General features: G+C 39.8%; 9 protein-coding genes and 1 rRNA gene. 4 read left to right on the top strand and 6 right to left on the bottom strand.

Annotation, left to right across the window (positions count from 1 at the left end):
- The 5 genes from gspG to gspC all read right to left on the bottom strand — a co-directional run bounded on the left by gspG (position 1) and on the right by gspC (position 6,329).
- Positions 1–423 (bottom strand): type II secretion system major pseudopilin GspG, encoded by a 423-nt coding sequence (gene gspG, locus I6F43_RS19430; protein WP_007586585.1) that lies wholly within the window; start codon positions 421–423, stop codon positions 1–3.
- An 81-nt stretch (positions 424–504) separates the two neighbouring features.
- Positions 505–1,740, bottom strand: a complete 1,236-nt coding sequence (gene gspF / locus I6F43_RS19435; RefSeq protein WP_002962033.1) for a type II secretion system inner membrane protein GspF — start codon at positions 1,738–1,740, stop codon at positions 505–507.
- 2 nt (positions 1,741–1,742) lie between these two features.
- Complete coding sequence (gspE, locus tag I6F43_RS19440) at positions 1,743–3,308, bottom strand: type II secretion system ATPase GspE (protein WP_010555415.1); 1,566 nt, start codon at positions 3,306–3,308, stop codon at positions 1,743–1,745.
- Complete coding sequence (gspD, locus tag I6F43_RS19445) at positions 3,301–5,364, bottom strand: type II secretion system secretin GspD (RefSeq protein WP_197103652.1); 2,064 nt, start codon at positions 5,362–5,364, stop codon at positions 3,301–3,303. Before gspD ends, gspE begins: the two co-directional genes overlap by 8 nt.
- A gap of 23 nt (positions 5,365–5,387) precedes the next feature.
- Positions 5,388–6,329: a type II secretion system protein GspC gene (gspC, locus tag I6F43_RS19450; protein ID WP_024591433.1), complete on the bottom strand. Its 942-nt coding sequence runs from the start codon at positions 6,327–6,329 to the stop codon at positions 5,388–5,390.
- Between the two features lie 210 nt (positions 6,330–6,539).
- Between gspC and hslR the strand changes: the two genes are divergently transcribed.
- From hslR to I6F43_RS19470, 4 genes are all read left to right on the top strand, one after another.
- The gene (hslR, locus tag I6F43_RS19455) at positions 6,540–6,962 is read left to right on the top strand and encodes a ribosome-associated heat shock protein Hsp15 (protein ID WP_165736396.1); all 423 of its coding nucleotides are present in this window, start codon (positions 6,540–6,542) and stop codon (positions 6,960–6,962) included.
- A 12-nt stretch (positions 6,963–6,974) separates the two neighbouring features.
- Entirely contained in the window at positions 6,975–7,820 is an 846-nt protein-coding gene (gene hslO, locus I6F43_RS19460; RefSeq protein ID WP_007586592.1) for an Hsp33 family molecular chaperone HslO, read from the top strand.
- 267 nt (positions 7,821–8,087) lie between these two features.
- Entirely contained in the window at positions 8,088–9,626 is a 1,539-nt protein-coding gene (locus I6F43_RS19465) for a phosphoenolpyruvate carboxykinase (protein WP_197103653.1), read from the top strand.
- Positions 9,627–9,808: 182 nt separating this feature from the next.
- Complete coding sequence (locus I6F43_RS19470) at positions 9,809–10,918, top strand: PepSY-associated TM helix domain-containing protein (RefSeq protein WP_197103655.1); 1,110 nt, start codon at positions 9,809–9,811, stop codon at positions 10,916–10,918.
- Positions 10,919–11,768: 850 nt separating this feature from the next.
- Here the strand turns inward: I6F43_RS19470 and rrf are convergent.
- Positions 11,769–11,883 (bottom strand): 5S ribosomal RNA (gene rrf, locus I6F43_RS19475).
- Positions 11,884–12,168: the final 285 nt, after the last annotated feature.

A 12,168-nucleotide genomic window follows, 5' to 3' on the forward strand; every position in this document is an offset into this window, starting at 1 on the left:
TTATTGTTTTTCTTCGTCCCAGTTACCGATATCATCATCAGTACCTACTTCACCATCTGGGCCCATAGAAAAAATATCAAACTTGCCAATTTCACCTGGGCTAATTAGCTGATATAGATTACCCCATGGATCTTCTGGTAATTCATTAATAAAACCACCGTCAGGGAAACGTTTTGGAACCGGTTCAATGCTTGTTTGAGTAACTAGCGCTTCAAGACCTTGCTCTGTGCTTGGGTAGCTCTTATTTTTAAGCTTGTATAAGCTCATTGCATCTTCTAATTGTTGAATATCTAGATGCGCTTTATCGATAGCAGCCTCTTCTTGCTGACCCATAATGTTAGGTGCAACAATTGACATAATCATTCCGATGATAACCAGTACCACCATCACTTCTAGTAAAGAAAAACCTGATTGTTTATTCACGTAATTACCTCATTATTCTAAAAACATTAAGTAAAAATGGTTTAGGTAAAACCATTAATATATTTAAAAGTTTATTCTAACTTAAAGTCCAACAGCTTTATTCATCGCCATTATTGGCTGCAATATTGCCATTACTATAAATAATACAATAACCGCCATTGAGGCGATCATCGCAGGCTCTAGTAGTTTAAGCGATACATTAACCATGCTCTCAAATTCGCGATCTTGGTTATTTGCAGCACGCTCTAACATTTGCTCTAGTTCACCTGATTTTTCACCACTTGCTATCATATGCAGCATCATTGGTGGAAACAACTTAGTTTGCTGAAGTGCAGCTCTTAAGCTTGCACCCTCACTCACTCTATCGGATGCATCTGCAACCGCTTTTTTAATTTTTTCGTTGATTAATACGCCACCCGAGATACGCATCCCCTCGAGCAATGGTACCGAGCTTGACGATAAAATACTTAAAGTACGCGCAAAACGTGCGGTGTTAATACCACGAGCCACTTTACCTATACCTGGCATATGTAGCACTCGGTCATCCCACCAAAAACGTATTTTAGGCTGCTTAAGTGCATGCTTAATACCAATGGCTATAGCTGTAATCGCTATTAAACTAATAAACCAATAATTTTGCACAAAATGGCTGCCTGCCATAACCCATTCGGTTGTCCAAGGAAGTACTTGTTTCGTTTTTTCAAACGTTTTTAATATTTTTGGTACTACAGTACCAAGCAATACCGACACAATACCGATTGCAAATACCACTAAAATAATAGGGTAAACCATAGCCTGAGTTATTTGGCTACGCATATGTTGGCGCTGCTCGGTATAGTCGGCTAAACGATTAAGTACTTGGTCAAGGTGACCCGACTTTTCGCCTGCGGCTACCATTGCACGATATAAGTCGTCAAAAACATGAGGAAACTCACTAAGACCATCGGCAAGTGTGTAACCTTCAACCACTTTTGAGCGTACCGACATAAGCATACGCTTTAAACGCGGCTTTTCGCATTGCTCAGCAACCGCCATAACAGCGCCTTCAACAGGAAGTGCCGATTGAATAAGTGTTGCTAATTGCCTTGTAATTAATGCTAAGTCTGAGGTTGAAATTGTCGGCTTAAAAAAGCCACCGAGTAAAGGGGCTTTTTCGCCTTTGACTTGTTTATCACTTTGCGCCGCAGGGACAACTTCAAGCGGCGTAAGTTTTTGATCACGTAAAGTTTGGCGAATTTGTTTAGCTGTATCGGCTTCTAAAATGCCTTTTTTTTCTTTACCTCGGCCATCTAAGGCACGGTATTCAAACGCCGCCATAGTTAACCTTCCTCACGGGTAACACGCAATACTTCTTCAAGTGTTGTTTTACCTACAAGTACACGGCTACAACCATCTTGGCGAATACTTGGGCTGCGCTTACGAATGTATTTTTCTACGCTTTGCTCGCCTTTACCGTTGTGAATCATTTCGCGTATTGTTTCATCAACTACAAGTAACTCGTGAATACCCGTACGACCACGATAGCCATTAAAGTTACACTCCTCACACCCTACTGCTCGATAGATTGTCGGTTGGCTTTCAAAAGGAACCCCTAACAGCTGGCATTCATGCTCATCAGCCGTGTGACCTTCTTTGCAGGTATTACACAATGTACGTACTAGCCGTTGCGACAACACACCGAGTAACGACGATGAAAGTAAGAATGGTTCAACTCCCATATCTTCCATACGTGTAATTGCACCCGATGCGGTATTAGTATGCAGAGTAGACATAACAAGGTGGCCGGTAAGTGACGCTTGAACACCAATTTGCGCAGTTTCAAGGTCGCGTATTTCACCCACCATTACCACATCAGGATCTTGGCGTAATATTGCACGTAAACCACGTGCAAATGTCATATCAACTTTTGCATTAACTTGTGTTTGCCCAATACCTGGAATTTCGTACTCTATCGGATCTTCAACGGTAAGAATATTGCGATCGCGTGAGTTAATTTGGCTCATACCAGCGTATAGGGTGGTACTTTTACCAGAGCCCGTTGGCCCTGTTACTAAAATAATGCCGTGGGGTTTACTGATTAAATCTGAAAACAATGCACGATTATCTGCAGTCATACCTAAATCTTCAAGGTTTAAGCGCGCGTTGTTTTTATCAAGTAAACGCAGTACTACGCGCTCACCAAAGCTCGATGGCATTGTAGATACACGCACATCAACTGCACGCCCAGCAATACGTAAACTAATACGACCATCTTGTGGAATACGTTTTTCGGCTATATCAAGCTTAGCCATTACTTTAATACGAGACACAAGTAACGATGCAAGTTTACGATTAGGCTTAAGTACTTCTTTAAGCACGCCATCGACCCTAAAGCGAATAACAAGCTCTTGCTCGAAGGTTTCGATATGAATATCAGAAGCCCCTTCTTTAATCGCTTCACTTAGCATGGCGTTAATAAGCTTGATTATTGGCGCATCATCGTCACCAGCCAGTAAATCTTCAGTTTGCGGAAGTTCATCAGCAAGTGAGAATAAATCAACCTCGTTGCCAATATCTTCCATCATTTGTTGTGTTTCAGAGCTATCGCGTTGGTATGACGCTTCAAGCAATAGCTCAAATTTATCATCAGCCAATTGCTCAAGTGTAAAACCATGGCCTGCGATACGGCGTACTTCTAATAGTACTTCCACATCTAGCTCACCACGGTAGTAAACTATTCGGTGATCTTTGTTTTTGCCAAGTAACACACCTGCACGTCTTGCATAGGAAAACGGCAAACGCTTTGCTGGTAACTCAACTAACACATCACTCGTTAATAGCTCATCCTGATTATGCGTTTTAGGATGAACCACATCTTGGTTTATCTCTTGAATCGCATTAGTCATCTTTACGCTCTTGTGCATTTTGTTTACGTAGAGACTCTTCATACGTAGGGGGAAGTACTAATTCGTCATTCCACTCAGGTAAAATAGGCGTATCAGTCATTGGCATTAATTCAATACCGTCTTCTTTTTGTTTAAACTGCTCACCACGAATAAAGTTATATTTATTAAAGCTTAACTTATTCATGCTTACACCATCACGAATAATGGTTGGGCGAATAAACACAATAAGATTACGCTTACGGCGCGTTGTATTCGTTGATCTAAACAAGTGGCCTAAAATAGGGATATCGCCTAATAAGGGCACCTTAGAAACACTTTCTTGTACGTCTTCGTCAATTAAACCACCAAGTACAACCATACCACCATCATCGGCCATTACCGTGGTTTTAATTGAACGCTTATTTACTGAAATATCAACCGCAGTTGCACCACTTACGCTCGATACTTCTTGCTCAATAGTAAGCTGTACTGCAGAGCCATCGTTAATCTGTGGCGTAACTACCAGCTTAATACCTACTTCTTGACGCTCAACTGTTTGAAATGGGTTAGCATTATTACTGCCTGTTTGTGAGCCTGTGATAATAGGCACTTCTTGACCGACTAAAATAGAGGCTTCTTCGTTATCCATTGTAGTAATAGAAGGCGTAGCCAATATATTTGAATTTGTATCAGTGGCAACAGCCTGAATAATTGCACCCCAATCATTTTTAACAACGCCCAGCGCTAAACCATTAATACCACTAAGTAAAGAGGCTAATGGACCATAGTCACCTTCTGTTGTTTCCGTATACGGCGTTACCGTACCTGATTCAGTTCCTATTATATTTTTAGTAACAGTTACATCTTGTGCTTGCTCTGCAGCAACAGCTAACGAGCCCACGGGAACCGTAGTGCCGTTGTTAAACTGCAGCATACCGCCCTGCTCAGAAATCCACTGCAGGCCTAAGTTAACCCCGTCGCCTTCCATTACTTCAATAATAATGGCTTCAACTAGCACTTGGGCACGGCGGATATCAAGACGTTCAATTACTGATTCTAATGATCGCATTGTGTCTGGCTGTGCGGTGATAATTAATGAGTTTGAGTCTGGGTGAGACTCTATACTGCTTTCATTATTGCTTCTGCTACGAGTTTTAGTAGTACCGCCTTGCGCATCATCAACAAGTGACTTACTAACACCTTGCAATACTTTGACTAAATCTTCAGCTTTAGCATAATTTAGGTAAAACACCTTGGTGTTACCTTGGCTTTCTAGCTCACCATCTAAGCGCTTAATAAGCTCAATAGCACGTGTACGTGCTTGGCCTTCACCACTTACAATAACGCTATTAGTTCGGCCATCAGCCACAACTTTTGGAATTAAAAATTCAGGTACGCTGCCTTTACCGCTGTCTTTATAAATATTGTCTACTACAGAGACAACATCATCAGCAGTCGCATATTTAAGCTTAACAATGTCTACACGTTTGTCACCCGCTTGATCAACAGAGCGAATAATCTCAACTAAGCGATTAACCGATGCAGCATGACCTGTTAGCATCATTACGTTAGCCGCATTAAAGTTAGCAACGTGGCCACCATCTTTTTGATCGCTAAATTGACGAACTAGAGGACCAAGCTCCTGCACACTTACATTTTTAACACGTACAACACGCGTAATCATCATGTCGCCGCTAGCTTCACTACCTTCGTCAATAAGTGGCACATTTGATTTTTTAGCGTCTGAACTTTTTTCGACCTTAATTATGCCATTGTCCATTTCAACAGCTGAGTAGCCATAAACTTCCAATACATTTAAGAAGAACTGATAATAAAGTGCTTCGTCCATTAACTCATAACTGCGAACATTTACCTTTCCGCGCACGTTAGGGTCAATAATGACTGTTTTATTAAGGTTTTTACCAACAATATTAATGAACTCGTTGATATCAGTTCCTTTAAAGTTAGCAGCATATTCAACAGCAGAAACAGACAAAGAAATACTTGCCGCCAAAAAAAGTGCTGCGTACTTAGCTAACCCTTTTTTAATTTTTTTGAGGTGTAGCACCTGAACCATCGTATTAAAACTCCAAAGCTAAATTATTGCAGACTAAATTGCACATCAATTTGTTCACCATCACGTTCTATAGTGATATTGGCATCTGTACTATTACGCAGCTCATTAATAGCTGACATAGCCTGTTTTAAATCTGTTAATTGATAGCCATTTATAGAAATGGCTAAATCGTTATTTTTTAAACCCATTTGCTTAAACAGCTCAGGCTCTTTACCTGGACTTAAGCGATATCCAATTAGCTCACCATCATTCATGGCTTGTGAAACACGTATATAGTCAAATAGCTTGCCCGGCTCTTCGAGTAACTCTTCACGTGTTTCTATAATTGCTTCTTTAACGTCTGGATCTGCAGTGGCATCTATTTGTAGATCACTTGGTTCTAATTTTTGCGGACCCATTTCAGCATCATCACGCGCAGCGAGTACTGGCATAGATACTTTTTTACTAAAATCGAGTCCATCAAGCATTAATGTTTCAAAGCGTCCATTAACACTCAAAATAATACGATCCGGCAATATTTGTGCAACTTCAGCACGCGTGCCCGATACTACTTCATCAACAAGATAGCTAACTTGCTTACCTTGTGATTCAATAATTGCGATACCTGCTTTGTCATCGTTATTAACCGCTACGATACCGGTTAAATTGATACTTAAGCGCGTTTCTGGCGCATTATTTATTACCTGCGATTGCTTTGCAGTATTATTGTTGTTTGTTACAGTTTTTTTACCAAATAAAAATTGCTCAATAATATGCTGCGCTGAGTTGTTACTCGCACCAGATGACTGGTTAGCATAATGAGTAGGGGTAAGTAGAGTTACTGGTGGTTTTGGCCACAAAAGCCAAACAAGTTTTGATAATAAAAATGCAAGATAAACAACAACTAACAGTGTCACTAATGCACTTAACTTAGCATGCGGTAAACGAGTTAAAAATTGTTTTAGTTGTTGGATTTGCTGTTCCATAAATAGTGTTCTTATTTTAATTTACTGCGTTAGCGCGTACCCATAGTACCCTTTCATTTTTCTTTCAACAAGCACACTAATATTAAACTTTGTAAACAGATTAAATTAACTTTACATAACAGTACAAAAAGTAAACTGCCGTTGTAATACCTTCATCCTACGATGATTTCATGATAAATTTTAAGCTATAAAAACGTGGGGGAATGCCTTATGGGTAAAAAAAGTAATGCTAATACCAGCTCAGACCCTGTAGATGGGTTAAAAGTTCGATTAGATAAATGGTTATGGGCTGCGCGATTTTATAAAACTCGCGCAGTTGCACGCGAAATGGTGCAAGGCGGCAAAGTACATTATAATGGGCAACGTACAAAAGCGAGTAAAATAGTAGACGTTGGCGCAAAAGTAAAACTGGCTCAGGGCGTAGATGAAAAGCTGATAACTATACTCTCAGTGCTTGAAAAACGTCAAAGCGCCCCCATTGCACAGACCATGTATCAAGAATCTGATGCAAGTATTGCTAAACGCGAAGAGAACAGCATCGCACGCAAAAATAACAGCTTTTTTGCTCCTCATCCGGATAAAAAACCGGATAAAAAGCAAAGACGCGAACTTTTAAAAATGAAATCAAGTTAGGTATAGCCGCTCATGCAACAAGATTTACTTCACCGTTATTTATTCAACGAACTAGATGTTCGTGGCGAACTCGTACAAATCGAGAATGCTTATAATGAAATGATTGCCGACCATAATTACCCAGACCCTGTTAAAGCATTACTAGGTGAGTTACTTGTTGCAACCTGTTTATTAACCGCCACTTTAAAGTTTGAAGGTGAAATTGCAGTACAGCTTCAAGGTGATGGCCCAGTTAAATATGCAGTTATAAATGGTGATGATAAACAAAACATGCGTGGTATTGCACGCCTGCAAAGCGAAATTACGGGCACAACTGTAAAAGAGCTTATTGGTCAAGGCTATATGGTGATCACTATTACACCAAGTAAGGGTGAACGTTACCAAGGTATAGTTCCGCTAGAGCATGATACTCTGAGTGAATGTATCGAAAGTTACTTTGAGCAGTCAGAGCAATTAAAAACACGCCTTTGGTTTGCAACCGACACAACAGAAGGTAGCGCAAAAGCATGTGGTCTATTTTTACAAGTACTCCCAGTTGATAAACAAAAATCAATTGAAGACTTTGCACACCTAGAAGCATTAAGTAACACCATTAAAGATGAAGAACTATTACACCTTGATGCTAATACTGTCCTTACACGCCTTTATCACGAAGATAATCCTCGCGTATTTGAACCTCAAGCGATTAAATTCAAATGTGGTTGTAGTCGTGATAAAACAATTACTGCACTTGTTAATATTGGACAAGAAGAACTACTCAAAGACGTAGCTGAGAAAGGGTCTGTTAATATTAACTGTCATTACTGTTTAAAAGAGTATGTTTTTAACGAACAAGATATAAAAAGCATTTTCAACTAAATGTTCAGCTTCATCTATATATAGTAATTAAAGCCGCAAAATATGCGGTTTTATATTATAAAAAGATGATACCGGTGTCATCTTTTCTGCTAATTTCATGACACCGGTATCATTGAAATTATTCATGTTTTTTCTTAAATATATGTGTTTTTAGAGGCTTTACGGGCTCGAATATCTTAAAACCTTCTGTTACTATAATTTCAGTTTAAGGGCACTGATAACCCCAGAGCTATCCGTTCAAACTCTCACACATAGTTAGGTATAAACATGACTACAGGCGCTACACGTTTTGTCGATTTAACCGCAGCTGAACTTGTCGAGCATGCGATCCGCCGTGGCGAAGGTACTTTAGCCGCAAATGGTGCTTTTGTTGCAATTACAGGAAAACGAACTGGTCGTTCACCAAAAGATCGTTTTATTGTTCAAGAAGCGACAACTCAAAATGATATTCAATGGGGCAACGTTAATCGTCCATTTGATGCAGACAAATTTGACGCATTATGGGCTCGCGTAGAATCACATGTTCAAAGTAATGACCACTTCACCTCTCACCTAGAAGTTGGCGCAGACCCTGAGCATTATCTACCTGTAGTTGTAACTACAGAAACAGCGTGGCACCATATTTTTGCCAAAAACATGTTTATCGAACCGCAGAACTATAACGCTTCAAACTTACCACAATGGCAAGTAATGAACGTTCCTTCGTTTGTATGTGAGCCAGAACGTGATGGCACAAATAGCGATGGCACCGTCATTATTAACTTTGCACAGCGTAAAGTATTACTAGCAGGTATGCGTTACGCCGGTGAAATGAAAAAATCGATGTTTTCTGTACAAAACTTCCTACTACCAGCAAAAGGTGTATTACCAATGCACTGTTCTGCTAATGTTGGTGAAGCAGGCGATACAGCATTATTCTTCGGTTTATCTGGTACGGGTAAAACAACACTTTCAGCAGACCCTACTCGCTTTCTAATTGGTGATGACGAGCACGGCTGGGCACCTGGAAGCGTGTTTAATATTGAAGGCGGTTGTTATGCTAAATGTATCGACCTGTCACAAAAGAATGAACCTGTAATTTGGAGTGCTATTCGCTTTGGCACTATTTTAGAAAATGTAGTGTTAGATGAAAAAGGCGTTCCAGATTTTAACGATACTAGCCTTACTCAAAATAGCCGTGCAGCATATCCACTTGAACACGTTGAAAAACGTAAAGTAGAAAACCGCGCAGGCGAACCTAAGGCTGTTGTATTTTTAACTTGTGATGTAAGCGGTGTATTACCACCGGTTTCTATACTTAGCGAAGAAGCTGCTGCTTTTCACTTTTTAAGTGGATACACAGCAAAAGTTGGTTCTACTGAGATTGGTTCAACTAGCGATATTGAATCAACATTTTCGACATGTTTTGGCGCACCATTCTTCCCACGCCCTGCTGGTGTTTACGCTGAGCTTCTTATGAAGCGTGTACGCGAGTTTGGCGCTAAGGTGTACCTTGTGAATACAGGTTGGACTGGCGGCCCTTACGGTACAGGTAAACGTTTTGATATCCCAACTACTCGTGCAGTAATTGATGCAATCGTATCTGGTAAATTAGCGGGTGTTGAAACTCAGCACATTGATGTTTTAAACCTAGATGTACCGGTAGCAGTTCCAGGTGTAGATACTAACTTACTTAATCCTATTAATACGTGGGAAGATAAAGCTAAGTACAATGAATATGCAGCAAAACTTGCCGCAGACTTCACTGAAAACTTTGCTAAGTATGACGTATCAGACGATATAAAAAATGCAGGACCTAAAGCTTAAATAAGCTTCAAGCTTGTATTTTAACGCCAGCCAAGGGCTGGCGTTTTACTTTCTAAATACCTAATTTAATAAGTGCGACAAAATGCCGCACAACTCATATCAAAAACCATATAATATACCGCGTAATTAATCATTCCTTAATGCCCAATAAACCTGTATTACTCATTACGGCTATTTAATTAATGACACTAAAGCTTTCATGGCGAAAAACATTCAGGCGGTTACATTTATACTTAGGCCTATCAGTAGGTGTTTTACTTACTATTATTAGCCTTTCTGGCTCCGTATTAGTTTACTATCCGCAAATAGACTTACTGCTAAATCCAGCAAATGACGCTACTACAAACATAAAAACGCCTAATTGGGAGCAAGCATATAATACGCTAAGAGCCAATTTCCCTTCAAAGCAAGGGCCATGGCGATTAGAAAACACAGGTATAAACTCAGTAATTCCGGCGCGATACTACAATCCAATAGAAACAAAAGAGCAAGGCTTTACTCCTTTAATGGTATGGCTATCTAGCAGTAGTGATAAAGTAATACGTAAAAACTATTGGGGAAAATACTTAGTAACTTGGATGTACAACTTACATTTTTCATTACTAACAGGAGCAACGGGCACTCTCGTTGTTGGCTATATAGGCATAGCCTCAATAGTTCTTCTTATCTCTGGATTCTTTGCTTGGTTTCCAAGGCCTGGGCAGTGGGTAAAGGCACTAAAATTTAAATCTCGTAGCACTAAAATAGGTTTGCTATACGACTGGCATAAACTAATTGGTTTAACCTTCTGCATACCGCTACTAGCTTTAACTGTTACAGGTGTTATGCTCGCTATTCCAAAACAAACAGATCCTATATTAACCGCTCTAGTTAGCGATATAAACTCCCCACCAAAAACGCAAATTCAACCGAGCAAACAAACCAATATTCCTTTATCACAAGCGGTATTAATAGCTGAAAAAGCATTACCGAATACGCGTTTAGCTTGGATTGAAACACCATCAAACTTAAATGCTATTTACAGATTAAGATTTCAAACTGTAAACGATCCTCCGTATCGCTTTCCACATAGCTATATAGAGGTTAATGCACTTACAGGGAAGTTAGAGAGCATGTCTAATATAGATAAGCAAAGTACGGCTAGTAAAATAAAAAACTGGATACACCCTCTACATGACGGCAGCATTGGCGGTAACATTTTAAAAGTCATTTGGGTGCTGAGTGGCTTTGGATCTGCTGCATTGTTTTTTATTGGCGTATATAGGTGGTTAGTTAGAACCAAGAGAATATAAAAATAAAATAAACTTTACGCCAATCTCCCTAGTTAAATGGTCTATTTGAGGACAAAAATTCTTTATTTCATTGTTCTCGCCAATTACTCCTAAGTTGCTCAACCTTCTGTATCCATGGAATCGTATATCAGAAATTTCTAACGCAATTAACGTCAAGTTCAATCCACCAAATTGATTAGGTATTATTGCCGATTAGTATAATTATCAGGTATGTGTATTTATTCTACACGCGCTAAAACTACAGTTAGTTACAGATGTAATGCGGTAAGTCACTTAGGTAAACTTAGCGCACAATAGTGCCCCCCAATTAATTGCTTACTAGTGTCTGTAAATAAAGCTATATACCTAATGACAACGTCTAATAGGCTACTGAATAGTTAGAGCAAGGCTCTTTAAAATGTGAAGCCTGCGTAATGTCACGATACCCACAGCGGTGGAGAGTCACGTAACAAATGCTAATTTATTGGCCGACTGAGATATTAAGGGATTTTGCTGTGATTTTAACGTCGGTAGTCGCTACGTCCGCCCTACGTGCTAGGTGTTGATGTGAGTGTATATTTATTGCGCGCATTTCACTTTTCTTCAGACGTAAAAAGCCCGAATCGTTAGATTCGGGCTTTCTACAATTTAAAACCTGGTGATGTCGTAGTGCCCACAGCGGTGGAGAGTCATAGTGAAAATGCTGTGCACTCATCGTAGAGCGTAGGTTTTTATAATTTTAGCAGCAGGAGTCGCTGCGCTCGCCCTGCGTGATGCGTATTGATGTGAGTGTGTATTAATTGCGCGCATTTACTTTTCTGCAGACGTAAAAAAGCCCGAATCGTTAGATTCGGGCTTTCTAAAATTTGAAGCCTGGTAATGTCCTACTTTCACATAGCAAATGCTACACTATCATCGGCGCTGTTTCGTTTCACTACTGAGTTCGGCATGGAATCAGGTGGGTCCAAAACGCTATTGTCACCAAGCAAATTAGGTGCAAATAATCAATGACAAGCACTTAGTGCTACCATTTTCTTTGCGCAAGGTGCCTCAACTTTAACGCTACGCGCTAAGAGTCACCTCTTGAATTTGGAAAATATCTGATAATATTTTTTAAGTCTTTCTAAGTAATATCTACTTTAGTTATATCAACTTCTTCGCTTGTTTCACTATCACATAAAACGCGTTTGGCGTTGTATGGTTAAGCCTCACGGGTAATTAGTACAAGTTAGCTTAATGGCTCACACCACTTCCACATCTTGCCTATCAAC

The organism is Pseudoalteromonas sp. NZS71_1 (genome assembly GCF_015864305.1).
In the GTDB taxonomy this organism is placed as follows: domain Bacteria; phylum Pseudomonadota; class Gammaproteobacteria; order Enterobacterales; family Alteromonadaceae; genus Pseudoalteromonas; species Pseudoalteromonas arctica.